This window comes from Paraburkholderia sp. RL17-383-BIF-A, from assembly GCF_046028015.1.
Lineage (GTDB): Bacteria > Pseudomonadota > Gammaproteobacteria > Burkholderiales > Burkholderiaceae > Paraburkholderia.
On the sequence record NZ_JARESR010000007.1, the window covers coordinates 187,312 to 213,444 of the forward strand.

26 protein-coding genes are annotated in these 26,133 nt (G+C 57.5%); 10 read left to right on the forward strand and 16 right to left on the reverse strand.

What is annotated here, in order from left to right; genetic code table 11:
* Window positions 1–197: 197 nt before the first annotated feature.
* The 4 genes from P0D71_RS11185 to P0D71_RS11200 form a co-directional block, all read right to left on the reverse strand.
* Window positions 198–893 (reverse strand): OmpA family protein, encoded by a 696-nt coding sequence (locus P0D71_RS11185; RefSeq protein WP_408480081.1) that lies wholly within the window; start codon window positions 891–893, stop codon window positions 198–200.
* A gap of 55 nt (window positions 894–948) precedes the next feature.
* Window positions 949–1,713: a flagellar motor protein gene (locus tag P0D71_RS11190; protein WP_408479984.1), complete on the reverse strand. Its 765-nt coding sequence runs from the start codon at window positions 1,711–1,713 to the stop codon at window positions 949–951.
* 70 nt (window positions 1,714–1,783) lie between these two features.
* Complete coding sequence (locus tag P0D71_RS11195) at window positions 1,784–3,028, reverse strand: cyclic nucleotide-binding domain-containing protein (RefSeq protein WP_408479985.1); 1,245 nt, start codon at window positions 3,026–3,028, stop codon at window positions 1,784–1,786.
* 658 nt (window positions 3,029–3,686) lie between these two features.
* Window positions 3,687–4,595 (reverse strand): integrase domain-containing protein, encoded by a 909-nt coding sequence (locus P0D71_RS11200; protein WP_408479987.1) that lies wholly within the window; start codon window positions 4,593–4,595, stop codon window positions 3,687–3,689.
* Between the two features lie 960 nt (window positions 4,596–5,555).
* Between P0D71_RS11200 and P0D71_RS11205 the strand changes: the two genes are divergently transcribed.
* Window positions 5,556–5,930, forward strand: coding sequence for a hypothetical protein (locus P0D71_RS11205; protein ID WP_408479988.1), 375 nt, complete (start codon window positions 5,556–5,558; stop codon window positions 5,928–5,930).
* A gap of 99 nt (window positions 5,931–6,029) precedes the next feature.
* Here P0D71_RS11205 and iscB read toward each other — a convergent pair whose 3' ends face one another.
* Complete coding sequence (gene iscB / locus P0D71_RS11210; protein WP_408479990.1) at window positions 6,030–7,382, reverse strand: RNA-guided endonuclease IscB; 1,353 nt, start codon at window positions 7,380–7,382, stop codon at window positions 6,030–6,032.
* A 496-nt stretch (window positions 7,383–7,878) separates the two neighbouring features.
* On the opposite strand from iscB, the gene P0D71_RS11215 reads away from it, so the two are divergent.
* The 3 genes from P0D71_RS11215 (at window position 7,879) to fliT (ending at window position 10,703) form a co-directional block, all read left to right on the forward strand.
* Complete coding sequence (locus P0D71_RS11215) at window positions 7,879–8,715, forward strand: flagellin N-terminal helical domain-containing protein (protein ID WP_408479991.1); 837 nt, start codon at window positions 7,879–7,881, stop codon at window positions 8,713–8,715.
* Between the two features lie 172 nt (window positions 8,716–8,887).
* Complete coding sequence (gene fliD / locus P0D71_RS11220) at window positions 8,888–10,339, forward strand: flagellar filament capping protein FliD (protein ID WP_408479992.1); 1,452 nt, start codon at window positions 8,888–8,890, stop codon at window positions 10,337–10,339.
* A 61-nt stretch (window positions 10,340–10,400) separates the two neighbouring features.
* A complete protein-coding gene (gene fliT, locus P0D71_RS11225) occupies window positions 10,401–10,703 on the forward strand; it encodes a flagellar protein FliT (protein WP_408479993.1) in 303 nt (100 codons plus the stop codon).
* 180 nt (window positions 10,704–10,883) lie between these two features.
* On the opposite strand, the gene P0D71_RS11230 is transcribed toward fliT, so the two are convergent.
* From P0D71_RS11230 to P0D71_RS11245, 4 genes are all read right to left on the reverse strand, one after another.
* Window positions 10,884–12,653 (reverse strand): O-linked N-acetylglucosamine transferase, SPINDLY family protein, encoded by a 1,770-nt coding sequence (locus tag P0D71_RS11230; protein WP_408480083.1) that lies wholly within the window; start codon window positions 12,651–12,653, stop codon window positions 10,884–10,886.
* A 741-nt stretch (window positions 12,654–13,394) separates the two neighbouring features.
* Window positions 13,395–13,706, reverse strand: coding sequence for a DUF4148 domain-containing protein (locus tag P0D71_RS11235; RefSeq protein WP_408479995.1), 312 nt, complete (start codon window positions 13,704–13,706; stop codon window positions 13,395–13,397).
* Window positions 13,707–14,167: 461 nt separating this feature from the next.
* On the reverse strand, window positions 14,168–14,479 hold the full coding sequence (locus P0D71_RS11240) for a hypothetical protein (RefSeq protein WP_408479997.1): 312 nt from the start codon (window positions 14,477–14,479) through the stop codon (window positions 14,168–14,170).
* Window positions 14,476–14,832 carry a hypothetical protein gene (locus P0D71_RS11245; protein WP_408479998.1) on the reverse strand — a complete coding sequence of 119 codons (357 nt, stop codon included), beginning with the start codon at window positions 14,830–14,832 and terminating at the stop codon, window positions 14,476–14,478. Before P0D71_RS11245 ends, P0D71_RS11240 begins: the two co-directional genes overlap by 4 nt.
* Window positions 14,833–15,271: 439 nt before the next feature.
* Between P0D71_RS11245 and P0D71_RS11250 the strand changes: the two genes are divergently transcribed.
* Entirely contained in the window at window positions 15,272–15,586 is a 315-nt protein-coding gene (locus tag P0D71_RS11250; protein ID WP_408479999.1) for a plasmid mobilization protein, read from the forward strand.
* Window positions 15,587–15,589: 3 nt separating this feature from the next.
* On the opposite strand, the gene P0D71_RS11255 is transcribed toward P0D71_RS11250, so the two are convergent.
* Window positions 15,590–15,874, reverse strand: a complete 285-nt coding sequence (locus P0D71_RS11255) for a helix-turn-helix domain-containing protein (RefSeq protein ID WP_408480000.1) — start codon at window positions 15,872–15,874, stop codon at window positions 15,590–15,592.
* A gap of 114 nt (window positions 15,875–15,988) precedes the next feature.
* Here P0D71_RS11255 and P0D71_RS11260 point away from each other — a divergent pair, with 114 nt between their 5' ends.
* Both P0D71_RS11260 and P0D71_RS11265 read left to right on the forward strand, forming a co-directional pair.
* A complete protein-coding gene (locus tag P0D71_RS11260) occupies window positions 15,989–16,768 on the forward strand; it encodes a HigA family addiction module antitoxin (protein ID WP_408480001.1) in 780 nt (259 codons plus the stop codon).
* A 286-nt stretch (window positions 16,769–17,054) separates the two neighbouring features.
* Entirely contained in the window at window positions 17,055–17,564 is a 510-nt protein-coding gene (locus P0D71_RS11265) for a 3'-5' exonuclease family protein (RefSeq protein WP_408480003.1), read from the forward strand.
* A gap of 924 nt (window positions 17,565–18,488) precedes the next feature.
* Here the strand turns inward: P0D71_RS11265 and P0D71_RS11270 are convergent.
* The 3 genes from P0D71_RS11270 to P0D71_RS11280 all read right to left on the reverse strand — a co-directional run bounded on the left by P0D71_RS11270 (window position 18,489) and on the right by P0D71_RS11280 (window position 20,126).
* Window positions 18,489–18,806 carry a hypothetical protein gene (locus P0D71_RS11270; protein ID WP_408480005.1) on the reverse strand — a complete coding sequence of 106 codons (318 nt, stop codon included), beginning with the start codon at window positions 18,804–18,806 and terminating at the stop codon, window positions 18,489–18,491.
* A gap of 62 nt (window positions 18,807–18,868) precedes the next feature.
* On the reverse strand, window positions 18,869–19,096 hold the full coding sequence (locus tag P0D71_RS11275; RefSeq protein WP_408480007.1) for a hypothetical protein: 228 nt from the start codon (window positions 19,094–19,096) through the stop codon (window positions 18,869–18,871).
* A gap of 265 nt (window positions 19,097–19,361) precedes the next feature.
* A complete protein-coding gene (locus P0D71_RS11280) occupies window positions 19,362–20,126 on the reverse strand; it encodes a hypothetical protein (RefSeq protein ID WP_408480009.1) in 765 nt (254 codons plus the stop codon).
* A 184-nt stretch (window positions 20,127–20,310) separates the two neighbouring features.
* Here P0D71_RS11280 and P0D71_RS11285 point away from each other — a divergent pair, with 184 nt between their 5' ends.
* Together P0D71_RS11285 and P0D71_RS11290 are read left to right on the forward strand one after the other, a co-directional pair.
* Window positions 20,311–20,562: a hypothetical protein gene (locus P0D71_RS11285; RefSeq protein ID WP_408480011.1), complete on the forward strand. Its 252-nt coding sequence runs from the start codon at window positions 20,311–20,313 to the stop codon at window positions 20,560–20,562.
* Window positions 20,563–21,182: 620 nt separating this feature from the next.
* The gene (locus P0D71_RS11290) at window positions 21,183–22,073 is read left to right on the forward strand and encodes a nucleotidyl transferase AbiEii/AbiGii toxin family protein (protein WP_408480013.1); all 891 of its coding nucleotides are present in this window, start codon (window positions 21,183–21,185) and stop codon (window positions 22,071–22,073) included.
* Here the strand turns inward: P0D71_RS11290 and P0D71_RS11295 are convergent.
* From P0D71_RS11295 to P0D71_RS11305, 3 genes are all read right to left on the reverse strand, one after another.
* Complete coding sequence (locus P0D71_RS11295; RefSeq protein WP_408480015.1) at window positions 22,050–22,943, reverse strand: hypothetical protein; 894 nt, start codon at window positions 22,941–22,943, stop codon at window positions 22,050–22,052. The genes P0D71_RS11290 and P0D71_RS11295 overlap by 24 nt on opposite strands.
* Before the next feature lie 807 nt (window positions 22,944–23,750).
* Window positions 23,751–24,299, reverse strand: coding sequence for a PBECR2 nuclease fold domain-containing protein (locus P0D71_RS11300; protein WP_408480016.1), 549 nt, complete (start codon window positions 24,297–24,299; stop codon window positions 23,751–23,753).
* A gap of 69 nt (window positions 24,300–24,368) precedes the next feature.
* Window positions 24,369–24,965 (reverse strand): hypothetical protein, encoded by a 597-nt coding sequence (locus P0D71_RS11305; RefSeq protein ID WP_408480017.1) that lies wholly within the window; start codon window positions 24,963–24,965, stop codon window positions 24,369–24,371.
* An 821-nt stretch (window positions 24,966–25,786) separates the two neighbouring features.
* Between P0D71_RS11305 and P0D71_RS11310 the strand changes: the two genes are divergently transcribed.
* Complete coding sequence (locus P0D71_RS11310) at window positions 25,787–26,128, forward strand: Vch_cass14 family protein (protein WP_408480018.1); 342 nt, start codon at window positions 25,787–25,789, stop codon at window positions 26,126–26,128.
* Window positions 26,129–26,133: the final 5 nt, after the last annotated feature.

Genomic DNA, 26,133 nt, shown 5'->3' on the forward strand with positions numbered 1-26,133 from the left:
CAACGAGGTCGAACGCGTCCATCTCTGAACCCCCTTACTGTCCCGCCAAAGGAGCCGGCCTGAGGTATCAGTTCACGCGGCAGCAGCGCGACGAGCCGGTCTGGGCCGGTCCGATCACGACGCTCGCGAAGTCGCTGGCCGTTTCCGATGACATCAGTTCATCAGGGTCCATACGACACGCGGCTGCTCTCCGCGGCTCAATCCTCCACGAGGATGGTCACGCGACAATTCGCAGCACGCGCGGCCGCAGAATCTCCGAGAATCGAGGGGAAATTATCAGCCCGGCCAATTGCGGCCATCCTGCGGGCTTCGATTCCTTTGTCGGCGAAGAATCGAACTACAGAGCCCACACGTGCCGACGACAGCTCCCAGCTGGTTTCATATTTCGCCGCCGATATCGGCGCATTGTCAGTGTGTCCTTCCCCGAGAATGTTGTTTGTGGAATGATCGCGCAGCACTACCGCAATCCGGTTCAGCACGTCCACCGATTCCGGCAACAAGCATGCGTCGCCGGAGTAAAGCAGAACCTTCGCGCTGATTGCGATCTCTGTGCCATGGCTGGCGCCGGCGATCGTGAGCTGAACTGTGTCGCGAAGCGGTCCCATAAGAGCAAGTAGTTGCTGCTTTGCTGTATCAGGCCTGGTCAGCGTCGCGTCCTCCGCCTGAGCGAGGGCGCCCTTTGTTCTTTCCCTGGCAACGCGTTGCTGGAAAGTTTTCATTTCCAGTTCTTTGTAGCTGGCAAGTTGCAACGCATACAGCGCGAGGAACAGCACCATCAGTGTGGTGATGAGGTCCGAGTAGGAGATCGGCCATGGTCCGGACTGCGCCTTGATGTCGTACTCATACGCGCTCCCGGCCGAGGCTGCGCGCTTGTTCGCAGACGAGGTGCCTATTGAGGAAAGTTCTCCTGTTGAAGAGATTGAACGGTATGCCGGAGCCTGACGCAGACTATCCCAGCAACTCAGCCGATCTTTCGCGCACGTCGCCCGCAAGCCGGGTTTCGATCGTATGGGGCGATTCCTTGCGCGATATCGCCAGCAGGCCATCGAGATATAAACGCCGGTACCGTAATTCGCTATCCACCTGCGCCCTGATCTTCCCGTACAACGGCAGAAAGACCAGGTTCGCCAGAGCGAGGCCGTAAAGCGTGGCGACGAACGCCACCGCGATACCGGCGCCGAGTTGCTCGGGGTCGAGCATATGACCCGTGACCTGAATCAGGCCAAGTACGGCACCGAGGATCCCGAAGGTCGGTGCATAACCACCCGCCTGCTGCCAGATTCGCGCGGCGGCCATATGATTGCGCTCGTACGCATCCAGCTCTCTTTGCAAGGCGTCTTCCAGCACCGAAGTAGTTACACCGTTGGCCAGCAATTCCAGCCCTCTTCGGGCAAACGCGTTAATGCTGCCGACTTCGATCGACTCGAATGCCAGCATGCCGTTCAGTTTCGCCTGATCGCCCCACTCGAGCAGCACCGCCAAACTTTCACGGTCGACCTGGCGCCCTTTTACAAAGGCAAGCCGCAGTTGCTTGATGCCGTCATGAAACCTTGCCCAAGTGTTCTGGATCATCACCGCGCCGAGGGAACCCCCAAACACGACGACGAATGCTTCTACCTGAAAGAGGGTAGTAAATTGCCCACCTTCGAGCAGAAATCCGGCGACGACGGCCGTCCCGCCAAACAATGCACCGAACAATGTCAAAAGATCCATGCATCCTCTCCAACGGCCCGCGCTTACCACGAGCCCAACCCCGTAGAGGCTGATGTCCGGGATCCCGGTATCAGGCATCCAGACTCGAAAGCGGCGCTGTGTTGCCTGCGGCTGATTTGATAGCCCGCACCGTATCGAGCAATCGCTCCTCGATCCCAGCAATTTCGAGCGGATCGGTCTTGATGTCCCGCCGCATGATCCACGACACCTCTTTCTTTCTCGCTTCGGTCATCACCGACAGCAGGTGCTCACCTACAGGCTGGCCGTTCACCGCTGAGAGCAGTTTGGCGAGGTCATAGGTGTCGAAAGCATTCACCGCTTCGAATAGGGTTCGCCGGTCGATGAACTCCAGATCATCAAGTGATTTCAGATCGCTAGCGCCCCGTGAAGTGCGTTGCGAAAAATACGTAATGCCTTTTTCCTCGACGTAGTTCAGGACTCTGGTTTTGCGGAACGCGAAAATGTCTTCCGCGATTTCCGCGTGAGATAGCTTGTTCAGAATCAGCTTCTTATCGACGCCGATCAGCGCTTCCAGGTCAGCCAGTTCGATCAGTTCGAGCTCGCTGCTAATGGAGACGTCCAGTTCGTCGTTCGCCACCTGTTGGGCTCGATCTGTGATCCGGATGGGATCGAAAGTGACGAGCTGCCGGCTGGTCGCGCCGTCTTGCGCTGAATATCGCGTTGACATGGTGCTCAGACGGTCGGAGCGACCAGATTCCAGCGTGACCAGGTTAAGTTTCTCCATGCGCTTGAGCATCGCCATCACGTGCGGCCGGGAATGGCCGGCAATGGCATGGCATTTTTTGATGACTTCCGGCAATGGCACCGAGAACTCTTCGCCTTGCGCGCGGCGTATGCGCGCGTCAGGCCGATCCGCGCTCTCGCTGCCCGCCATCAGAGCCAGAACGTGTGCATATGAAACAACGCCAGGCAGGAAATCAGCGTGCGTGTAAGTGGCAAGGATGTCGTCCTTCTTTTTTCCCCGTCGAATTATGGTGCGCACGATATGGCGCAGCAGCGGCGACACGCGCTCAAGTTCCTCTTCCACAACGCCTGCAGCGATAACGGTCAACTGACAGAAGCTCAGGGCTTTCGCGGTGTGTGCTCGCGGTTCAGAAGACAGCAGGGCTGCTTCGCCGAAAAATTCGCCCTTGCCCAAGGTGGCGAGGACGACCTTCTTTTCGTCGCAATGGGTGGAGATTTCGACTTTTCCGTCTGCGATCACGAAGATAGCGGCATCGCCAGCATAACCTTCAGAGTAGATAACCTCGCCTGGGGCCGCGGTGCGAGACCATGACGATCGTTGTTGATTCAAGTTTCATTCCCCCGAAGATCTTATTCAGCCGATGCGACGCTGACGCACAAGCACATCAGATGTCTTTGCTTATTTGATTGGTTAACGACATGCAATATGCAAATCTTTACCCTAGTTCCGCGGCACCGAGTGTCGTACGGAACGCTCAACATGACCCATCTCTGAGGCCTGCAAACGTCCGGCTACGACCCTGTACGAAAACGAACGGTTCGATACGGCCAGCTAACATCATCTGGACATTGGTTATCCCATTCTTCGGCAGCGCGGACCAATGCTGCCCGGCACCCGAAGTGTTAGATAAGTGACACTTTTCTGTCAGTTCGGTCGGCTCGCCGGATTGCCCCACTAGATCTTCTGGAAAAGTGTCAGATAAGTGACACTTTTCTATCAGTTCCGCCGCCCGCGACATCCCGACCGTCAGCCGCGAAACGTGTCATGGCTTGCCAGCGGCCTCAAAAATCAGCCGTTCCATCACCTCTCGAATGGTCTCGCCGCGATTTCGCAGCGCCTTGAGGGCGTTGAAAGCATCAGGGGATAACCGCACCCTCGGAAGGGTGCCTGCGGATCCCGGAAGGCCCTCCAGGCGAGTCCCATCAACCAGTTCAGCCTTGACCCCTTCCACACGCTGCTTTTCGGCAGGCGATGGGCGGTCAAGAATTCAGGTTTGCTGCTCATAGGTCGCCCTCAGGTAGTTGTTCCAGACCCAGCGGCCCCGGCCCTCGCCGTGGCCCAAGTCGCGCGAACACAGTCCGAGCGCTTCTTTGACGCTGTAGCCTTCGCCCAGGTAGTGCTCGTAGTTGTCGCGGCAGAAGGCACGGCGCAATGCGTGTCCGGAGTCTCCGCCCGTCAGCCCCAGCGCCGCGAACCGATGGTAAACCTGCTTCTGGGCCGCGCGATCGGTGGGCGCATCAACCAGATATTGCCGCTTTGTCATGACCGCCAGCGCAGCCCTGACCGCTGCAAGCGCCCGTTCACGGTAGGGCGCCGGGATGACGGTATCCCTCACACGTCCGCCCTTGGTGCCATGGCGGATCGTGATAAAGCTCTGCCCGCGTGCTAGCGCTGCCTCCCACTGTTTCAGGCTCCGGTGGCTTTCTATCATCTCCTCGCGCCGTAGGCCCAGATAGCGTTCAAGCTCGATCCATGCGCGGGTGTCGGCCGGCGCACGCTCCAATGCCTGCGCCAGGACATCCGCATTGACCACCCGCCCGGTGCCGATGCGTGAGCCGGCAGGCACGCCGAGCTGCGCATTGGTGACGGTATCGGCCCATTCGCCGCGTCCGGCGCCGCGCAAAGCGCGGCGCAGATGACTGACCTCGTTCTGGATGGTGCGCGGCGTGATCCCCACCTCGATGCGCGCGTGCACGTAGTTCCGAAGCTGTTTCTCGGTGACCGTGGCGGGATCGACCGGCCCATAGCGTCGCTGCTTCGCATGCGCGGCGAACGCCAGAAAGGTGGTGCGCATCTTCTGCCGGGTCAGGGTCGCCGCGCCCTTATAGAGCGACGCGGCCATGAACTTCGCCTCGATCGATCGCGGCCGGTTTGAGGGTGACGTGGACTTGCTCATGCTCATCTTCGTTGGAATGGTTCGTTGGTGATTCACTGGTTTTACGTCGTGCCGGTGCGCTCCAGCGAGCCGGGTCCTGCTTCCGTTTAGGGAGGGGGGGCCGCCACCTGGAGGTGGGTTTGTGTGGCCGGGGTAATGCATGCCGATCAGGTCGTTTGTCGTTCGCCGGTTGGCCGGTTCGCCGCGCTGACTTGCGCGTAACTATGACGTAAGGAGACGGGCGCCTTGACTGGCGCGGAAGACAGGGGAGCGCGACAGCGCGTCACTGCTCCGCAATGCGAAGCAGTGACGGGCAAAAGCCATGTGGTTGCCTTCGTTGAGCGTTCCCGGCAGGCGGGTCGCGGAAGGCGGCGAAGTCATCGTGCGCGGGCTCGCATGCATTTGCTGTCGGCACAGCGAAACGGGGAGCGTGCGCGCGATGCGCGAGATGGGCGACTCGTTGGACGCCGAAGCTGGAATGGATGTGCCCGGGGCATGTCCGGATTAAACGGTGATGCGCGAGCTAAGACCCGTGATGCCGGGATGGGTGCGTTTTCGATGGACGGACTAAGGGAGCCCGCCGAAGCACTCAGGAAAAATTGTCGCTCAGGGGGCTGCGCAGGGCGGAGAAATCCGATGCGCTTGCCGTAAGCGATCACTGCGGCCGGGACACCCCGGCGTCATAAAAATAGGACCGGGCTCAACGCCAGATCGTAGGTCGATTGCGTCAGCGACGCGAAGAATCAGGCTTACGTTAGCACACCCGTTTTGACCGAGCTATGGAACGCCCGCGAATTTTTAAAAGCCACGTGAAAACAGGGTGCTTTCGAGCAGAGTGCTGTCGAAAGACCCCTAAAAACAGAGCTCTTTAAAAATTCAGGCGGCATTTGCAGGTTGCATATACTCGGCACATTCAGGTCGCGATCGCGATCGCTGCGATGTTCGCGCTGTTTGCGCACAACACTTTCCATCGACCAGTAAATGCCCATCACCACCACTGTCACACCTGTGACCGGCCAGCTAATGTCCCTTGCGGTTCTTCTGTATTGGGATGGGATCTGCGTAGCATCGCGGAACAACTCCGAGGTGACGATTACCCAAGGAGTAATCTCATTCCGTGACGCAACACGACCGGCCAAAATGATTGTCGCAACTCCAGTGCACGGCCTGCAGGCACTGAGCGTCTTCCGGGAACTCCTCGCACTGGATGCCGAGCAACGCGGCAATCAGGATGCCGCACTGACTGTATTGCTGCTTCGCGTCCGAGCTGAGCGGCGGAAAAAAAAGCCGATCCCATATGGGACCGGCCTAAAAAAGGCCCTGATCTTTCCGAGGGGAAATACGATCAGGACCTGAGAGAGCGGTCCTGCTACCGGACAGAAACTGGGCACGGGCGATAGCGACCGGATTGATGAGACAGGTTAACGGCGTTGCGTCAGCCCGGTCGTTGCAAATTCAGCCTTCGATGTGCTGCTCACGGAGGAGATGGGAGATGGGAGAGGGTACGGTGGTAGTGCCACAAGCGCGCATTGAATAACTATAGCCATCGGCACGCTGAAGGACCGCGCAATGCTTATGACTAACCCCATGTACCACGCCTCGCGGCGTCTGGATATCGAAGTTGCCTCTTGCCCGAACGGATACCCGTCCGGTGTGGGCGCCGATATTCTTGCCGGCTGGAACGTTTGCCCGGACACGATCGCCAGTCTGAAAATTGTGAACCCGCTTTTTGCGCATCAAATATCCGCGCGGGAAACCGCTTTTGTCCGGAAGCGTTCTTTGATATCTGCCTCGGCCTGCCGTCTTTATTTCAAGGATCGGGCAGTCCCAGCCAGAGACGGTATTTACCACACCGACGCAAACTGCATTGAGTGCAGGGGACTTCGGGAGCCCAAGGCGCGAACGGTTCCATTTCGTACGTCCGCCACTCGCGAGCTCGACGGAAAGGCCGCTGGACTCGAGCCATGAGGCGATGGCCGCGCGCGCGCCGTTGATTGCACCCGCATCGCGTTGCGGTGCCTTCCTCCACGCCAAGAGGCGGGCAAGATGCCGACTGTCTGTCACGAATTCGCTGATGTCTTTCTTGCCTTTGCGCTTGATGCAACTTGCGCATGCGAGCGTCAAGTCTGTAATGCGTGCCGTCGTGAGGGACGCCTTCGGCGTTATCGGGTCAACCCGTAACTCGCGGCCCTCAGCACCGCAATACGCGCAGCGGTACTCCAGCCTTTCGAGCAGGTAGGCGCGGGTCTCATGAGCCAGTAGATCAGCCTCCTGAGGGGCCGGAGTGGCTACGCCCAAGCTTGCAATGGTGGTTGTACTGTACCGAACCACCTCGCTGGCAATCCCTGTTACCGGTGCCCAGCGTATAAATCTGTGTGTCCAGGATTGCATCGTCACAACCCTATGCTGCAGGCTTGGCGGCAGGGATCCACGCTTAACGGCCCGGTTTGAAAAGCGGGCTGCGCGGTATCTCAAGTTCGCGCTCCGGCGGCGGCGTCTGAAATTGCTCCGTCCTGTGAGCGCCTCGCGTATCTGGCTGCCGCGATGCACTAGTTCGAACAGGTTAAGGACCGCAGTGTGGCCATCAGCCTCTCGCACCAGCGACATGCCAGTTGCCTTGCTGCCTGGTTCGATCTTGACTCGTACCGGCTGGAGACTTGACTCTTCAACAAGCCTGTCAGTCAGACGGATTACAAACGGCATGAGGCGGTGGACGCGCGCCCGCCCGCGCTCTAGCAGCACTCGGGCGCGCTTTTCCGAGCACGGCATGAGTGGTTTGCCGCGCTTATCCAAGACAAAAACAGACATTTAATCCCTATGTCCCTTACGGGACCTTGTGACGGGAGCCTTTCGGCTCCGCTCCCCTCGCCAATGTCGTGCAGCAGCATGCCCTTGCGACCCGTTTCGTGCTCGCTCGAAGCGTGTCTGCGATCGCAGGTTCCAGGGTCCGGGACTGAGGAAGCATCTCGGAGTGGGTCTTGAACTTCTGCACAACGTAGCCCCTGTCGGGGCTTAGGCTGGTCAGACTGAGGCCCTTTCGGGCATCGGCCATGATGGCCTGAGCGTCTGACTGCTGGCCGCCTCGGTTGGTATTATCGGCGCAAATCGAAAATTCTTTAATGCATTGCAAAAAAATAGCTAAATCCTCCGGTGTAAGGCTACGGAGAACTCTGTGCGCTAGAGAGCCTAAAGTTTCCTTCGACTTGGGCCGACAACCAAGAAAGGCAGCCGGCGCCGAGCTAGAAAATGCCAGGCCCAGTCCGAATCGCCGTGATTAAACGGCGCTTTCCAAACGAGGATAGAAATGCTGAATATCAACACCAACCTTTATTCGCTGACCGCGCAGACCAACCTGAACGGCACACAGAGTGCTTTGTCGCAGGCGATTAACCGCCTGTCATCGGGCAAGCGTATCAACTCCGCTGCCGACGACGCGGCTGGCCTCGCAATCTCGACGACGATGCAAGCGTCGGTCAACGCGTACAACCAGGGCGTGTCGAACGCGAACAACGCAGTGTCGATGGCTCAGACCGCATCGAGCGGCCTCTCCGCGATCACCGCCGACCTGCAACGTATCCGTCAGTTGGCTGTTCAGGCTTCGGACTCGTCGATCGGCACTGCTGCCGCAGCGAACCTCGATACCGAAGTGCAAGCTCGTATTACGGAGGTCGGCCGTATCGCCGGCCAAACGACCTTCAACGGCATCAATCTGCTCGACGGCTCCGCGAATGTGGCGGGCACGCCGCTGACCTTCCAGATCGGCGAAAAAGCTGGCCAGCAACTGAGTCTGGACCTGAGCGGTAAGTTCGATGCCTCGGCGACGGGGCTCAACTTGACCGGCGGCGACGTCAAGACAGTCGCCACCGCGCAAACGATGATGACCACCATCGACACAGCTCTGAAGACAGTCAATACCGCGCAAGCTCAGCTCGGCTCTGACATCAACATTTATCAGGCAGCGATCTCGCAAACGACGTCACAATCGACCAACCTGAGCGCGGCCAGTGCGCAAATCACCGACGCGAACTTCGCACAGGAAACCGCTAACCTTTCGAAGGCGCAGGTGCTGCAGCAAGCCGGCATCTCGGTGCTCGCGCAAGCGAACTCGATGCCGCAGCAAGTGCTGAAGCTCCTGCAGTAATCTTTCAGGAACACGGCCGCGTCGCGCATTCTTCAATGCGGGACGCGGCCGTCGATGCGGAAGCGAACGAAAAATGCTTACCCAGGCGCTCGCCTTCAGGTAAGCATTTTCGCATCATGCGTGACCGCGCCAGTGCGCCAGGCCGCATACCTTTCACCAGACGGAATCCTTCATGTCGACGACCATTTCCAGCACCTCGGCCAACAGCGCGCTTGCCCAGGCAGCGCAGTCCATCATCAGCGGAGTGACGAATTCGTCGATGGACACGTCCACAATTGTTTCCGCAATGGTCACGGCCAAGACGGCCGCCCAGACGACACAGAACACGAACCGGCAAAACCTCGACAACACTACCTTGTCCGCCATCGGCACGCTCAAGTCTTCGCTTTCCGCGCTGCAGACGTCCCTGTCCGGGCTAACCGACGGATCGGCACTGTCGACGTTCACGGCCTCCGCGAGCGGTAGCGGCCTGTCCGCCACCACGTCGACGGGCGCCGTCGCCGGCAGCTACTCGATTGCGGTGACGCAAATCGCAACCGCGCAGAAACTCGTGTTGACCACAGGCGTGTCGCCGTCATCCACTCCGATCGGGACGGGCAATCTGACAATCACGCTGGGCAGCAATACGCCCATGACAGTCGCGATCGGCACGGGCAACAACACGCTCGCGGGCATCGCTAGTGCGATCAATTCGGCGAGCGGCAATCCCGGTGTAACGGCAACCGTCGTGACAGGCAAGGACGGCTCGCATCTTGTGCTGACGTCGAACGTAACGGGTCAAGCCAACACGATGCAGATCACAACCAATTCTACGGACGGCTTGCAGAACATCGCATCCACCAACGGAACGACGAGCAACTATAAGGAGCAAAGCAAGGCGCAGGATGCGCTCTTTTCCATCGACGGAACCAACGTCCAAAGCACCAGCAACACCGTCACGGGCGCAATCACCGGCGTAACGCTTAACCTCGCGGCGGCGTCGGCGACCACCTCCCAGACCCTCACGATCACGCCAGACAACACATCGGCAACCACCGCGATAAACGCGTTTGTATCCGCATACAACTCTTTCGTGAGCACCGCATCGTCACTGACGAGCTTCGATTCGACGGCGTCTGCCGGTAGCCAAGGAGGTCCGTTGATCGGGGATGCAATGTTGAATTCGATCGTCAATTCCCTTGCGACTACGATCTCCCAGGGTGTGACGAGCGGCGGCAGCACGGTGAGCCTGGGTACGATTGGCCTCAACCTGCAACCGGACGGCACGCTCAGCGTTGACAGCACGGCGCTGTCGAATGCATTGGCGACCAATGCAAAGGCGGTATCGACCGTCTTCAACGCTACGAACGGCATCGGCGAGGTGATGAATAACACCATCACCACGTACCTGCAGACGGGGGGCACCATCGACACGCGCGTTACCGCGCTGAACAGCGACTTGGCCGATGCCAAGACGCAGGCGACATCCCTGCAAGCGTATGCGAGCCAGCTGACGGATCAGTACAATGCACAATTCTCCGCGCTCAACACGCTGATGGCGCAGATGCAGAACAACTCCCAATATCTGACGCAACTCTTCGGCGGCACCAACAGCGCGGGCGCTCTCGCCACCAACAAGGCGTGATACCCAGCGAGGAGTGGTGTGAGCTGCGCGGCGAATTTCTAACTGTACTGGAGTAGTCACCATGACGGACCAACCCGGCTTGCTCGCACGCGCGTGGGAATTGACACAGGCAATCGAACATGCAGCGGCGATGGCGGACTGGCCTGCCGCGGCGCGTCTTGCTGAAGAGCGCTCGCCGCTGCTGATGTCGCTGAGTGCGTCGCAAACCCCCGATTCAATGGCCACCATACGCCGCATTCAGGCGGTGGATGCAGCTATGATGACCAACGCGAAAACGGCGCAGCGCGAGTTGCATGCGGAATTACAGGCTGCGCTCCGCAGCACAGAAGCTGCGGGCCAATATGAGCAGGTCGCGCAGCTGTAAGCACGTGTTGGCGCGCGTTATCGGCTGTCTACCATCGCCACGTTTTTCCATTACCTTTCCCGAACCGGAATCAACACACTGACTCGGCACGACCACGCTTCGTGCGTCAGACGTGCGCCAGACCGAGGGGGCGCGACACGGCTGACCGCGGCGATAAGGCTATCGCACGGAGGCTGCGTCCTAGGTCCGCCTTACGCACATCGCGACGAATGCGTCTTCCAGATTGCGTGCGAATTGGCGCGCATCGCACAGCGGTGAAGCGAGCAGGCGGTCACGCAGGCCGGCGCGAAGCGCCACGAGGCGCGCCGTGTCGGTGGCGAGCGCCACCGCTTTGGTCACATACGAAGCGTCGTCATCCGCAACCCACTCGAGAAGATCGAGCGGCCCCAGAATGCTTTCTCCAATACGCGACAGGAAGCGATCCCCGCGACGACACACGACGGGTACGCCCATCCACACGCTTTCCGCCGTCGTGGTGCCGCCCGGATAGGGGAATGGGCTCAGCATGACATCCACCCGCTGGTACGTGGCGAGATATGCCGCGCGCGCGGATCGCCCTTCGAGCACCAGCCGGTCCCGCCCGATGCCATGCGCGCGAAAGCGCTCGGCGATGCGCGCGCGGACGGACTCGACGTCCAGCTGGGCGGATTTCAACAGCAGGCGCGCAGACGGAAGCGCGCGCAATACCTCGGACCACACCGCGATGACATGATCAATGATCTTGGTCAATTTGCCGAAGTAACCGAAGGTGACGGCCTGTCCGTCAGCTGACGGAGGCGGGCCCGGCGCGATGTCGTCAGCCGGCGGCGTGAAGCACAGGTAACTGTCCGGCAAGCGCCATGCGCCTTCGACAAAGTGCGCCGCTTCTTCCTCGGGCAAGACGATATCGTCGCCGAGCACGTAGTTGATCGCCCGCACGCCGGTGCTCGCAAAATAGCCGGCCCAGCTGACCTGCACGGGCGCTGGCTTCCACGCGAAGAGCGGCAAGCGGTTGTATCGCGTGTGTCCCGACGCATCGACCAGCACATCGATGCGGTCGTCCCGGATCCGGCTCGCCGCGTCGCGATCCGCGACGCTCGCGATCGAATGCCACGCGCTGAACAGGGGTTTGATTCGCTGCGTCAGCTCGTCTTCGAGCATGTTGCGCGTGACATAGGCGATCAGCTCGATACGCTGCGGATCGGCGTGCCTGACCACGTTTTCGAGAAAATAGCCGACCGGGTGCATCTTGAGATCGCCGGACACGATGCCGATCCGCAACGGCCGCTGATTGCCGGCCGACTCGTCGACGAGCCAGCTCGACCACGGTTCAGCAAGCCGTGCGACCAATTCGCCGTAAGCCATCGCTTCGGCGAGATACGCTTGCGGCGACGTCGAATCCGCATAGTTGAGCGCGAACAGCAGATTGCTCCGCGGCTCGGGCAGGTCAGGCGCCAGGGTAATGGCGTTCCGATAGGCCTCGATCGCCGCGTCGATCTCGTCGCTCTCTAGGAGCACATTGGCGAGATTGTTGTATGCCTGCGCGTGATCGGGGTGCTTTTCAATCACTGTGCAGAAGACGTCGAGCGCCTCTTGGAACTCGTTGAGCGAGCGCAATGCATTACCCAGATTGTTGTATGCGTCCACGTAGTCGGGCTGCAACGCGACAGCCTGGCGAAAGCATTCCGCCGCCGCCGCGTGCCGGTTGTGCGCCGTCATCACATTGCCGAGATTGAAGTAGTAGAGCGCCTGCGGACTGCGCTCAAGCGCGGCCATAATGAGATCGACGGCATTATCGAAATTTCCTGAATGATGCGCAACAAGTCCGAGCAAGTGCAACGTGTCCGCGTGGCCAGGAGTTACAGCGAGGATTTGCTTGTACATCTCTTCGGCTTCGGTCAAACGTCCGGCAACATGGAGGGAAAGCGCGGCGCGAATCGTATCGTCGCACCCAGGCGCATGCCCGACCATTGCGATTGCGTGAGACTGCGCTGACCCAGGCTGATACGGCATGTCGATGTCAGCGGGCCGAGGCCGCACAGAGTATTCGGGATGGGAGCCAATCATGAGGCACTCTGCTCTGCTGGTGGAATGAGTGGGTTGCGGAAGGGCGCTGCGGTCGCGCACCTGCCTGTTCTCGTGGCAAGAGAAACGGACACGCCGAATGCAGGGCGCAACGTGTCCCTTTCACTGCCAGACGACATTGTCGAACGACCGCGACAGATTTGATCGTCGGATCAGGCTCTGGAAATCCGGTCAATTCGATGGTCGGCAGATATCGGTGCGGCAGCTACCGCTAAGCCCGTAGCTCATCTTTCCGGTGACGACAGATGATTCCGCATCTTCGTGTGCTGGTCGGTTCGGTTGCAGAAAATCCCGAAAAATGGGCGTGTTTTGACGCCAAAAATGTCAACACCATAATGGTGCGTCGCAGTAGGTCCGGGGCAGTACGTTGGGAAACGCCTACGGTCAACCATCTTGCGACTGTTGCGAACGCAAAAAAAGCCCAGACCGCGAAGGCTTGGGCAAATCCAGCGGGATTCGGGGGCACCCCCTGGAGGAGGCTCGATACAGAACTGGCCCGCTACCGGGCGTTGCCGCGATAGCGAGCCAGCTCTTTAATAGGGACGCGCAAGAGGTGCTGCGCGCTCAGAGAGCGGTGCTTAACGACAGGATGCGTTCGGCATTCTGTTGGCATGCGGGCATCAACGCTTACGGATGGTTGTACATCGCATTCCAGTCGGCCTTCGACACGGCCGGGCGTCCTGCGTCCGACGAACCGCTCACCACACCGCCGTAGCCGCTCGTTGCGCCGTTCTGTGCGGCCACCTTGGCTTCAGCAGCCTGGATGTCAGCGGGGTAATAAGGGTCTTCGCCGCGAGCCGGGTTATAGCCAGCCTTTTCGAGTTGAACCAGTTCAGCACGCACCTGCGCACGGGTCAAGGGCGCATTCGACTGGGCGAACACGGCAACCGGAGCAGCAAGGGCAGCGGCAATGACAACGGCTTGAATAAGGGACTTCACGGTACTTACCTCCAGACTTTGTTTTGTCCTGCTACGAACAGCCCTGTTCGTAAACCAGTGATTACAGTCTAGGTAAGCAGACGCTTAAAATTAAGGCAGATGTCAGGAAGGGATTGTTGTTGGATTTGGTAAACCCTAATTTGCGATGAGGACTGCGGCCAAAAAAAGCCCACCTTCGATAGGTGGGCGTAATCCATATTCCGAGGAGACATGGAGGAGACAAGAGTAAGTGTAAACCCTAATTTAAAATCGCGCTACGTGGCGTGGTGACGCAGCACTTGCCCGGCACTCTCCTGTTACCCACGTCTCCGGTCCATACAGCAACCACAAAGGAAGCAGGGTTGCCCAGCCGGTCAGGAAGGGCAAGAAGGTAATTGCTGCATCGCAAAATTGCGCCTGACCGTGTACGGAATTGAACGGTTTTGGACTGTCCGCACCCTCAAACCACTTCTGGCCTTGGATTAGATCACCTTATCCAGTTTCCTAAGGTACTTCTGGCATTCATCCAGCATGTCCGGAAGAAGCTGGTTGTAGTAGGTCCGTACCGTCGCCAGTGCAATCGGAAAGCCAGTCTGATTGAGAAGCCAGTGGATCTGGGGGAATGACATGCCTCGCTCCCGCATGACATACAGCTTCGGCATTATTTCCCTGAACACTGCGCGGTAGCTGTATTCATCGGGGACAACTGCAAAAGCAGCCACTTCGAGGCTGATACCGATTGCGCACTTGTCGACAAGGCCGATTTTCCTTGATGGCTTGCTCATGGCCGTCATGGCGTATCAGGCGGCAAGCTGGCGTCCCCCATGGTCGCACCGGCTTCTGCCCGGAGCGTGTCGAAAGTGACACGCAGGTCGGTGAGGCTGATATCGACGCCACTCTGCGTGAAGATCCGCTGGATCTTCATAAAAGGCACGCCTTCCCGCCGCATTGCCTCGATGTGCGGCATCACAGCCCGAATTGCCGCTTCGGTGGCCGTCTGCTCGGCTTCATCTTTTGCCGCCTGAATCTCTGATGCCGAAGGCACCTGCAGCTGCGCGATCTTCGGTCTTTCGTCAAGGCTGATGGTCTTCCTTGCTGTTTTGCCTTCGGATTTTTGTTGCTGAGCATTCATCGGATGACGGTTCATTCGAGCCTAGGGTTTTACAAAGTGCGGGTAGTTTGAGGTGTTGCCCGAAAACATATCATTTGCCTTCAGCTTCATCCAAAAATAACAGCAAATAATGTATGAAATGTCTCGGCCGCACGACATTTTTATCGACACAGCGTAGTGTTTTCATAGTTTGATTAGTCCGTAACTGATCGTCGTTGATTCGAAGTTATGATGACGTTTCGTCGCTACCGCGCCTCCGGACCATCTTTAAACCATCTTCGATCCGTCTTCAAAACATATCGGTATTTTGAGGTAACTCGCGGACAGGATGCCAGGTGTGGCCACAAACTGAAGTTTGCGACCACACCGGTGCTGCGGCTAGGTCGCTGCGCGCCCGTCTCCGCCGCACCTCCTGGGGATTCTCAGGGCTTCGCCCCGAGACCCGTAACAAAGAAAATCCAGAACTGGAACTGCTATGGGATTCAGAAAAGTCACCCACCCCAAAACGTCACTTTTAAAATTCAGGGCGACCCCTCAGGAAGAAGCGGAAATAGTGCATAACGCGCATATGTGCTGCGTAACCGTTTCAGATTATCTGCGTAAATGTGCATTGAAAAAGAATATCGAAGCGAGATTTGATCATTACGTTATTGGTGAATTAAGCGCGATTGCTAAAAATCTTGGTGAATTGCGAAATGCCGTACGCGACCGGCCGGATCTGGAATGTGAGGAAGAAATTTTCCGTCAGGCCTGCGCCGAGATAATCAGGACAATGGAACGCCTGATCTAGCGGTCAGGCTCTCCTGAGGGCGCCAAGTTCGCTGTTGAGGCGGGTGAGCAGGCGCTCGATCTGGCTCGCGTCGGTGGACGGCAGGGCGGACAGTGCAACGAGCGTGACCGGATGGACCTGCAGGACGCTGGCGAGCTGGGCGAGCTTGTCGAGCGTCGGCGACTTCAGGTTGCGCTCGAGGCTGCTCAGGTAGGTGCGACTGGAAATATCGGAGAAGTCCTCCTGGGTCAGGCCCCGTGCGTTGCGCACGATCCGGATCGCCTTTCCGATGCCCATCGGCTGTGTCATTCGAGCTCCCTGTCAAAGGAGTCGATCACCTCATTTTGACCACTTTAGGGCTACAATCTATAGTGTTCATTTTCTTGGCCGGTTGTTCGATGAAGGCCATAACTGGCAAGTGTCATGACCGAACCGAGAACGAAACCGCGCCCGCTATCAATGCTGGAGCGCATGGAAGAGGCCGCCCGTCAGGCATGGCCGAAAAACGAACGGATCCGTCACGAAGAGTTCGTGCAGGCGCTGCGGGATCCCAGCCGTGCTGCCAGCACGATAGCTGATGCCCGTGGCGAACTCGCCCGATGGGAGGGCGACACCACCCGCCTGAGCGGGGAAATCGCCGGCTGGCGAGAGGTACTTTCGTTTCCGGCGGAAAAGATCGCGACGCTACTGGAGGAGCAGTCTCATCCGCTACTCAAAGAGCGGAATCACGAAAGTCCTTTTGGACCCGGGCGGGACGACGTAGAGGCGGAAGTGTTCCGGCAGGAGATGCGGGAACGGCGGCAGCCGGCCGACCGAATGCAGGGCATCCGTGCCATGGTTCGTGAGCAGCGACAATTGTCACTTGTCAGTCGGGCGGAAGCGCGATATTGTTCACCGATGAGCCATCCTGACCCATCCCATCCAGGTTTTTACGTTCGCGAGCAGTGTCTGGAGCGCTTTGAACTGTCGGTTACCGAAGGTGCCCGCGTGCTGGGGGTCAGCCGGCAGGCGCTGACGAACCTGATTACCGGCAAGGCCGGCATTTCCCCTGAAATGGCGCTACGGCTCGATCTGGCCTTTGGTGGCGGTGCAGAAACCTGGCTTCAGCGACAGCTGCTGCATGACCTTGCGCAGGCGCGCAGGCGGCTTACCGAACTGAATGTCGTGCCGGTTGCATCGGAACGGCAACCGGCTCTTTTCTAGCCTTTCTTCTCTCGTAAAGAGGGAAGATGTGTTCAACCCAAAAAATTTAGGAGTTCTATATGGCGTTGCCACCGCGATTGACCGATGACCACGTGAACGGGGTGTTTGACGCAGGCCGGAAACCGGAAGACGTGGTTATGCCGTGCGAGCAGTGCGGGGCAATGCCAGCAATCAGGGTGAACCTGACCGGCGAAGTCAAACGGCTCTGCGCGGAATGCAATCGCCGTTACTATGCGAGCAACTGGGAGATCTGGGCGAGCTGAAGGACACTGCATACGGGAAGCACATGGAAAATATAACGACCGTAGCGGCAATGGGCAGAAACCGGGGACCCCGTAGTCCGTGGAAAATCCGTTATTTCCTTGATACCGAGTTCACGGATTTCAATGGCTTCCAGCTCATCAGCATAGCCATTGTGGGCGAGGACGGGCGCGAGTTCTACGGCGAATCTCTGGATTTTGAACGGCCGCTATGCAGTGACTTTGTACGCGAGGTCGTGCTGCCCCAGCTCGGCCAGTTTCCGGGCCGGGCGATGCCGTTCACACAGCTGCGCGACGAGCTGCAGGCGTGGGTGCTGGGGGTGCCAGTCAAGCCCAGGCCAGTGCTGTGCTACGACTTTCAGGGCGATTTCGAACTGCTTGGCCATCTGCTTGACGGGCCGTTGCCCCGCGGGTGGAAAAACGAAAACGTGGCCCAGAGGATCGACGTCCAGCGTTTCAGCGAGTACATCGCAGAGCACGGCGGCGAACATCACGCGTTGCATGATGCCCGTGCGAATGCGTTCGCTTTTCGCTAGCCTGCTGCTACTCGGGGAGAGGAGGGCCCGCGGGAATGTACCCGCAAGAAGCGCTGATGAAGCGCATTTCGTGATCAATCGCGATGCACGCGGCACGCTGTGCAAGGAGTTTTACTGCGAGCGTTGCAACGATTACTCGACGAATTCTCGACGACATCGAACTAGAGCGACGGGTATTTTCCTTATCTCAAGTCTTCCAAAACACTGTAACGACTTATGGGAGAAGCCCTGTGGCACGCGGAAAGTCCAGCGCAGCCTTGTTTGCCGGGGTGCGGGCTTCGCGCCGCGCTAAGCAGAAGTCAAGACTTCGAAGGCAAATAAAACGATTTGACCTGTCTCGAATCTCCACTAGACTAAGCGTCGAGCATTTCGGAAGGCACTAGATGTTGTGTTGACGAATGCTCGATGCGAGCTGTGGGAGAGCGCTTGCGACCCAACAGCGGCTGCAACCGCCATTGGGCGCTTCACGCCAAGCCTCTCCTTGACCCAGCCTCCGGAAAGGGGGGTATTTGAAAGACCTTGTGATCGAACTAGCCTGCAAGCTAGTGATCGAGGTGGTCGAGTCCGCTCCATTAAAAGAAATGGTGCATCACTGGGTGGACTCACTACTTTTCTACCTGCTGCACTGATGTGGGGACCCGGCGAAAGCCGGGTTTTTTTGCCCCTGCAAGGGCGAACCCACCGCGCGGGAAGCCGACCAACCATCACCTGGACGTTTATGTCTGCGTCACGCGCAGAACGAAGCCTATGCTGTCAGGCGCGCCCATGCAAGAGCCTCCAAAAGCCTTCAAAGTGACTTTGGCAGGCCTAAAGCCTTGTCTGTTAAGGCTTTCAGAGAATTTGCCTGCGAGGCAAAAAAATAGTCTTTTTTGGTCCGATAACACCCTTGACAGCACATCGACCGTTCTGGCGGGGGCATAGTGCTCAGTTTGGTGATATGTGCAGCGGCGTCATCCACGGCAACGCGCGTGGTGCAATGACCGTGGTGCGCTGGCCCTTCCAGACGAAACCAAACTCGAAAATCTGTTCGACGGGCAGCATGAAGATGTACGGCTCGCCTTGCACTTCACCTGTCCACCCAGCTTCGCGTGCCGCGTCCAGTGCATCGTCCAGCTCGGCCTGGACCAGATCAACCGCACCGACTCCGGCGTCGTCGTGCATTCGCTGCTTCAAATCACCCACGGTCAGCATGCCTGCAAAGGTTGAATCAGGCTTCTCCATTTCGTAAACGTGCCAAGTCATTGTTGCCTTACTCCTTGTAGTGTTGGATCACACAGCAGGTATCGGCAAAGGGCAGGAATTGTTCAGAGCGACGGCGCAAAAAAACTGACGATGGCGGCGGCGATGCGCTGCATTTTCCAGGCGGCTACGATCGCCACGACGCCTACCAGCAGCACGGTCGGGATGTCGCCGTGCATGTTCGCCCACGTCAGACCGATCCCCGTGCCTTTCATGATGAAGTACATCAGTGGCAGGCAGACGAGGGCGGCATAGAAGCGCTTTTTCGGGGGCAGCGTGGCAAGGTAGTTCATCGGGACACTCATTTGTCAGAAGATTTGAAGAGAGTGCCACATCAACGGGTGACGCGAAAGCGACGTTGTCGTACCAAAGGACGAAAAAAAGCCCGCTTCACGGCGGGCTTAATCCATATCAGGAGGGACATGGAGGAGACAAGGTAAGTATAAACCCTAATACTCAGTTATGTCACGAATCAAAGTGGTCGTTACGCTTTCAGCAGCGTGGCAACCTGATCCGCACTCAGGCCATGCCCGATGAGCTTGCGGCTTCTTAATTCGTTTAAAACTTTTTATCTTGTGCCGTAACCTTATTACATTTTCCTGAGGTCAATGCTCCTCTTAGTGCGAATACTTGAGCCTGGAACGTACCCGAATATCGGGAAATTATTATGTTGTACATTCCAGATGCTCTATCAAGATAAAAGTAATCGTCTGTTATTTTCCAACCATCCGCAGGATTTATTCTGATCACCCACGTCCAAGTCGATCCGACGTCATTTTTGCCAGTGCATTCGAGCGTAGTTTGGTCCGCAGACGCCGCGACTGTAATGCCGTCGCGGCCTTCGAGCTTCGCGCTTTGTTCGGCAGAAAGAAAATTATATTGCGAAGAACTCTTGTCGTTAAGACCAAAGCGGCATGTTTGCTTGGGGTCACCTGGCCCACATGCGTAACAAACCAGCCCTGCTTTGATAAAACCGTCGCTGGTGGACGGCCGCGGCGAGTCCTGCAGAACGGTTACCTTTTGCCCGTGCGCTAGAGGACCTGTGGAACGAAATCCTTCTCGCGTGCAGCTACCTCGTGCCGAGGCGTTCGCGAAGTCCGGACTTTCCTGCCAGCAATAGTGAAGATCTGCTCCGCGCGGCCAAGACGATTCAAGCACTACTCCACGCCCCGAAGGCGCTAAGTGCGCTGTACAGCCGACGCCATCTGTAACGCGAAAGTCTTGATCGGCTTGTTTCGGAGTTGGGGGTTCGGCGAACGGGCTCACGGTCAAAGTTAGCCAAAGCACAGCCAGCAACAGTAATAGGACGTTTCGTTGCTTCATGACCGTCTCCGGAAGTATGCTTACCCTCGTCTTTATGGTTTTTTTTTTGCGGTTCCTTATATCTCTCGCATTTAATTTGTTGCGTCTGTGCGTTGACGAACCTGTGATTCTGTTTGGTGGATTATCTGCTTAAACAAAAACGTTAGTAACTTTGATTCGGTTGGACTTTTTGTAAGGCGGCGCTATGAAACGAGTTTTCTTGATGGTCCTGACATTTTTGGCTATGGAGGCTGGCATTTGTCAGGCTCAGCAAACGATGCATATGACGACGACGACCCAGCAAGCGGCCGACGCCGCGAAGCGACAGCACGATACGGGTACGTCGAATGAAAACGCGGCGAAGGCGATGAAGCAGATCGACGATCAGGAGAAGCAGTCGAACGGTGTGGCCACGTCTCCTTCTCCCTCACCATCGCCATCACCGGCACCTCAGTAGGAATTCGGTAGGGGCGGGTCGGACGTGGCCGGTGCAGATCGCGACATAGGGGAACGAGGTGAAAAACTTTTGCTTTATCGTCATGCTTATTGGCTCATTAGCCGGTGCTTTTTCAGCAGTTGCTGCTACCGTTAAAACCTACGACGCCGTAGGCACCAGTCAAATTGACGCGTGTGCCGCAGCTAAGAGAAGTGCGCAATCAGGGTCCGAGGGGCGGCTGACGGGGATAGGTTCGTGTCAATGCGGGATAAAGAGTAAGGCCGGCTCGTCCGAGTTGTGGGAGTGCCTCGTTGAGGCTACCCACGAACCGTAGCGCATCGCAAGGATGGTCGACGTCTGCAATGGGGGTAGGCTGAGATTCACTCACGCCGACATGAAATTTTTATGTCTAATGCCTCGCTTAAGTACCGATAGGCAAGGGCTGAGACAGTTCAGGTGTTATGTCAATTGATGGCATGTAGCCAGTGCTTTGCCATCGCAGTGATCGGCGTCCCGCCCATCACATGCGCGACCAGACTGTTCGCAGGTCGGCTACCTACCCGATGTCGGGGCTGTACGGCAATGGGTCAGACTATTACGATAAGGCATTGGATAGCTATCTGGTACCAATTCTCTGACCCATGAACACGCCCCCTCAAAATACTCATCTGCTGACGCAGATCAAGAATCTGGCTATCCAGGCGATGTTTTCTGACGACGAGCTGCTGGAGCAGTTGGTGTTGAAGGGCGGTAACGCGATGGCGCTTGTCCATCAGATCAGCGCCCGGGCGTCGGTCGATCTCGATTTTTCGCTGAAGCAGGACTTCAGTGAAAGCCTTGAAGTGGTGCAGGAGCGCATTCGCAGGGCATTGACTGATACGTTCCGCGCATCTGGCTTCGAAGTTTTCGACTTCAAGATGGTCGAAAGGCCCAAAACCCTGTCAGCAGACATGCAGGCCTTCTGGGGCGGATACGGTGTCGAATTCAAGCTCGCCACCGCAGCTGTTCACGCACAGCACTCCACCGATATAGAGATGCTGCGCAGACTCGCCATCAACCTCGGGCAGGGCACGAAATTCCTTATCGATATCAGCCGCTTTGAGTATGTCCACGACAAGCAGGAATGGGATTTCGAAGGAACGCTGATCTACGTTTACTCCCCCATGATGATCGTATGCGAGAAGCTGCGAGCCATCTGCCAGCAGATGGAGGAGTACGCGCCGATTGTCAAAAGAGGCCATGCCGGAAGCGCCCGCCCGAAGGACTTCGTCGACATCCATACACTCTTGTGCGCGCTTGAGCTGGATCTCACCGGCGAGCAGATGCAACGGACCCTAGTGTCGATGTTTGAGGCCAAGAAGGTGCCGCTGTCGTTTCTCGGTCAAGTCGCGGATCAGTACGACTTCCACGTTACGGGCTTTCCTTCAGTGGCCGCGACCGTGTCACCGGACTTTGACCTCAAGGAGTTCCGGTTCTACTTCGACTACGTGACCGATCTGATCGACCGGCTAAAGCCCTTCTGGCACCAATAGGCGCCAGTTGCTGTCGTAGCGCGTCTTGTTCATTTCAGGTGCCAGAAAGAAATCGTATTCCATCGGCAGGCGTCGGACGAGGTCGATCTGGCTGGACTTGTACCCGGCACGTTCCAGATAGAATCCGATCGCCTGGTGGTATGGGAAAACGAAATCGAGCTTCCGCAGCATCGGAATCAACCGGTTAACGGACAGCCGGTCTCTGGCGAGCTCGAATGCCTTGGCAACCTCGAATACACCGCCGGCATAGACAGGCCTCACCGTGATATCAATAAGCGTGCGCTCCAGATTGGTCAGGCGCGCGTGAACCCGTCGCCCATCGTCATCCGTGACGTCTTCGGTGACGATGCCCAAATGATTTGTGTACGCCCCGTTCAGCAGGTAGACCTTTCTTCCGGCGTATTCAATCCAGTTGTGAGAAACGCGGGGTGGGCGTCGAAACGATTCATCTATCTCGGCCTGACCAATTTGTGGCCGGGCGCGGGGCTGCGCAGGGCGGCTGCGTTCTTCGGACAGGTAGACGGTCGTCGGAGACTGTTCTGTCAGACCGTGCACCCGCATGGCAGTGTAATGGCTCAGATACAGCTCCTTCCGGAGCGACAGAAGGATTGAAAGCAGCGGGACATCGCCCCATACGTAGCACTGCTCGGTCCGTTGTGGAAACGCAAACTCGATCTGATGCAGCTTGGCATGGTCCCGCAGGAATCCAATGAAATCCTGCGCGGTCGTGTTTTGCGCCAGTCGCCAGAAGGCACGCTGGCTGGCGAGAATGGCCTGAATTTCCTTCAGCTTGAGCACATGCGAAGGCAGTTCGTCGAAGTGCCTGACGATATCAGGCTTCGCGATCTGGATTCTTGACCTGCTGCTCACTGCAGTTGCTCCTCATTGTGCGCAGCGTTAACGCTGCGCACAATAGCACAAAAAATCGATCAAAACAAGCTTAAAAGAGCCGTGGATAGCCGCAGCCGCGCAAAAATGTAGCTTTAATTATTATCGTGCTTAGCAGCGTTAACGCTGCTAAGCATAACAGCAAATCGCAGAAATTGCAAGCAGGGAACGCCCGTGCTGCGGCCTAGACCACGAAAATCAGCCCATGGGGCTGAGCTAGTGTGTGCGGCGTTAACGCCGCACACACTAGCTCATGCCAATTAATTCGTCAAGCAATGGCTTCCGTTTTCGAGTCTTATTTTGGAGCAATGACTCGGGGAAATCGGAAATTTCCGAAAATGATTAAATGTCGCGCCCCTGAACAAGCAAGTGCGGGAGGCGCGCTGCGTGATGCTGGCGAGGTGCGTGGTGACAACGCCGCGGTCGCGCGACGCGGAGGCGTCGCGCATATCCTGCGCGCGCCGCGAATTGCGCTCGGCTGGCGCGCCACGTGCGCGTCGCGCAGCAAAAACGTTGCAGCATGGCGGTTGTAGAAGCCCGCCTGGCATGGCTTTAGAGGATTTTTATAGCGCCGTCGCGCGCGCCGCGCGTCAGGCGCGCACGACGTGCTCTGTGAACGCGCACCACATGCGCGTCGCGCGCGCACGATCTGCGCGTCGCGCAGAAAAATGGGTATAATGAATTTCAGAGCGCGAAACTGGCTGCTTCAAAGGAGCGATAGCCAGCGTAGGAACACCGTAGATGCCTTTGACTCTATGTCGTGTGAGACCTCTCCCCCAGCCTACGGGGTTAAACAAAGGCAGGCGCAGGCGAACCGTCTATCGGCTCGCCTTTTGTCTTTTTGGGGCGCTCAAAAATGAGTGCTCCGTGCCGATGCTTGTTGAGTGACTTGTGGTCACCGTGCATGAAGTTCCACAGCAACTGGCCGCTGTGGTGCGTCACAATCACCAGCATCTGCGTTTTGCCCTCAAACAGGCCTATATAGGCATGCCTGAGCGATCCATCGTCATATTCGACCTGCCATATTTCAAACGGATCGGCCATCGTGGCAAGGGCCAGCTTCACATATCGCTCGCGTGCGTCGAGGCGCTTTTCGACAATGTGCGTCAGGTGTTCGCGGTGCGCTGCAATCTTGCCCAACGGGCAGGCGAGATAAACGGTGCTCACCCCCACCTCGAACCCGAGGTGATGTTCAAGGATCAGGAGGGCTTCCTCGACCGTATCGGCTCCCGCAACTGTCTGTTCCTGAGGCAGGCGCTCGTCAGCGTGCGTATGGCGCAGATCTACTCTGCCCAGTTCGGTCCACCGAGGCTGGTCCTTTTTTTCTGTAGCGCCCATACCGCTTTTCTCATAAAAGTGTTGTTGTCGGTTGACCGTTTAGCCTGCCGTCACGACTGACGCCCCGTCTCAGAGCTCATCGTCATCCTTATCATCGAAGTCAGATGCACCTATTTCCATTGCACGCTGATATAGCGCGGTATATGTCAGCTTCTGTACCCAGCCCTTGGCATCGAGCGCCCGGACTGCGTGATACGGATTGAGCAGCAGTACAAACTGGCAGGGGCCGGCCGGCCCAGCAGCATAGTCGATAAATCCCAGGTCCTTCAGTACACGCAGATGCTCGCGCCAGGTGGAGACGTTTCGTTCGCCCGTATAGCCGGCCTCCATGGCGGCAATGGTTTCAACCTCAATCTTCACGAGCGCCTCATCGAAAACGCGACACCAGAGCACCAGATAGGCTTTGCCGGCAGGTACCGATTTGCCTGTTGTCACTTGTTTCGACACGTCCTGGATCAGATCCATGAAAAGGGGCATCGTCCGCGGTATGGTGGTGAAGCCGTCTCTGTCGTGGCGCAGCCATAGCTTGTCATCGGTGATATCTGGCCAGAGCTGCTTGCGCATTGCTAGCGCTGCTTTTTGTGCTTTCGACAGCCGTTTTTTTGCCTGCTTCTCATTGAGAACAGCTGGCGCCTTTTTGGCAGCAGCAGTTTTCTTCGTGATCATGACTACCCCGTATTTTTAAGTTTCGCTGGAGAACGCAGCGCATGAAACGAATTGTCCGTTAAAATCCTTATAAATCAAATGGTTGTGTTTTTTCAACCGGGAAAGGACTGCCGTTTAAAGTAGCCGTCAGGATTTCAAGTTACGTTGATAGTAACAGACTCGGAATCTGAGTAACTCGTTTTGCCGTAATCGATTTGGCTTAAAGCCATTTGTGACGGGGGTTTTAAAAAATTTCGTGGTGCTCGCCGTGCTCAGCGTCCTCACCGTTCTCGCCGTGCTCCCGGTGCTCCCGGGTATTGTCAAAGGGGCTGGGGGAGGTAGTAACCGCGTGGCATACGATCCTGCGGTAGTGTCACAAACCTGAATCGCTGGTGCATTTGATGAGCGTCGAGCCCTAGGAAGCTTGATTCCTGATTTCTGAATGCTGGCGCCGGACTGCACTATTTGGGCGAACGGTCTTTTTCATGTAAGATTTTTGCAGTGGGGCCTTCGTGCGCCCTGCTTTTTTCGCCAAAGGCCGCCTCGTGCGGCCTTTGGCATTTCTGACCCGCCCCTCGAGGCGGGTTTTTTATTGGCACAGGCAGATGAAGAAGATTGACTGGACCCGGGTCATGGTGGCGGCGATCCGTGCGATCGCCGTGATCACGGTGGCCCTGATCCGCCATTCACATCCCAGCTAGGCCCCCCATCCCGATTGTTCTCGCCGTCATCCTGCAGTCCGTGACGGGTCGGTGATTTTTTAGCCACTGACCTGTTGCAGCTTCCGCGAGTGTTTCTATATGTGATAATGTCCTTTATCACATATAAAGAGGCGACCAGACGTGGCACGACATCTTCGAACACAAAAGCAGATCGACGATTTCATCGAGAAGGTGATCGACGAGGCAAACCATCACGCTTCAGGCGTAGCGCAAATCATCGATCCGCTGTCGCAGGCAGTTTTGGGGCATCAAGGCTTTTCCCGGCTGGAAGTGTATGAACGCAATGGCAATCTGGCGCGAACCTGCTGGGTGACGGTGGGACAGAACCGTTGGGTTTTCTCGTACGCGTACGGCCAGCATGTCATTGAGTTGCGCCAGCACAGCACGCGTGGCCCGGTGGTTTTCAGTTTTGACAACCAGACGTCTGCCGCCGTGTTGCGACAGCAGGTTAACCGTCTGTGATGGAA

What these genes read in the sequence shown, in the direction of transcription:
- P0D71_RS11205 (WP_408479988.1), top strand. Translation starts at nt 5,556, where the DNA reads ATGCCCATCACCACCACTGTCACACCTGTGACCGGCCAGCTAATGTCC.
- P0D71_RS11230 (WP_408480083.1), bottom strand. Translation starts at nt 12,653, where the DNA reads ATGGTCGGGCATGCGCCTGGGTGCGACGATACGATTCGCGCCGCGCTT.
- fliT (WP_408479993.1), top strand. Translation starts at nt 10,401, where the DNA reads ATGACGGACCAACCCGGCTTGCTCGCACGCGCGTGGGAATTGACACAG.
- P0D71_RS11285 (WP_408480011.1), top strand. Translation starts at nt 20,311, where the DNA reads ATGAAACGAGTTTTCTTGATGGTCCTGACATTTTTGGCTATGGAGGCT.
- P0D71_RS11200 (WP_408479987.1), bottom strand. Translation starts at nt 4,595, where the DNA reads ATGAGCAAGTCCACGTCACCCTCAAACCGGCCGCGATCGATCGAGGCG.
- P0D71_RS11240 (WP_408479997.1), bottom strand. Translation starts at nt 14,479, where the DNA reads ATGACGGCCATGAGCAAGCCATCAAGGAAAATCGGCCTTGTCGACAAG.
- P0D71_RS11245 (WP_408479998.1), bottom strand. Translation starts at nt 14,832, where the DNA reads ATGAACCGTCATCCGATGAATGCTCAGCAACAAAAATCCGAAGGCAAA.
- P0D71_RS11300 (WP_408480016.1), bottom strand. Translation starts at nt 24,299, where the DNA reads ATGGGCGCTACAGAAAAAAAGGACCAGCCTCGGTGGACCGAACTGGGC.
- P0D71_RS11215 (WP_408479991.1), top strand. Translation starts at nt 7,879, where the DNA reads ATGCTGAATATCAACACCAACCTTTATTCGCTGACCGCGCAGACCAAC.
- P0D71_RS11260 (WP_408480001.1), top strand. Translation starts at nt 15,989, where the DNA reads ATGACCGAACCGAGAACGAAACCGCGCCCGCTATCAATGCTGGAGCGC.
- P0D71_RS11305 (WP_408480017.1), bottom strand. Translation starts at nt 24,965, where the DNA reads ATGATCACGAAGAAAACTGCTGCTGCCAAAAAGGCGCCAGCTGTTCTC.
- P0D71_RS11190 (WP_408479984.1), bottom strand. Translation starts at nt 1,713, where the DNA reads ATGGATCTTTTGACATTGTTCGGTGCATTGTTTGGCGGGACGGCCGTC.
- P0D71_RS11280 (WP_408480009.1), bottom strand. Translation starts at nt 20,126, where the DNA reads ATGAAGCAACGAAACGTCCTATTACTGTTGCTGGCTGTGCTTTGGCTA.
- P0D71_RS11250 (WP_408479999.1), top strand. Translation starts at nt 15,272, where the DNA reads ATGGGATTCAGAAAAGTCACCCACCCCAAAACGTCACTTTTAAAATTC.
- P0D71_RS11255 (WP_408480000.1), bottom strand. Translation starts at nt 15,874, where the DNA reads ATGACACAGCCGATGGGCATCGGAAAGGCGATCCGGATCGTGCGCAAC.
- P0D71_RS11290 (WP_408480013.1), top strand. Translation starts at nt 21,183, where the DNA reads ATGAACACGCCCCCTCAAAATACTCATCTGCTGACGCAGATCAAGAAT.
- iscB (WP_408479990.1), bottom strand. Translation starts at nt 7,382, where the DNA reads ATGTCTGTTTTTGTCTTGGATAAGCGCGGCAAACCACTCATGCCGTGC.
- fliD (WP_408479992.1), top strand. Translation starts at nt 8,888, where the DNA reads ATGTCGACGACCATTTCCAGCACCTCGGCCAACAGCGCGCTTGCCCAG.
- P0D71_RS11265 (WP_408480003.1), top strand. Translation starts at nt 17,055, where the DNA reads ATGGAAAATATAACGACCGTAGCGGCAATGGGCAGAAACCGGGGACCC.
- P0D71_RS11270 (WP_408480005.1), bottom strand. Translation starts at nt 18,806, where the DNA reads ATGACTTGGCACGTTTACGAAATGGAGAAGCCTGATTCAACCTTTGCA.
- P0D71_RS11275 (WP_408480007.1), bottom strand. Translation starts at nt 19,096, where the DNA reads ATGAACTACCTTGCCACGCTGCCCCCGAAAAAGCGCTTCTATGCCGCC.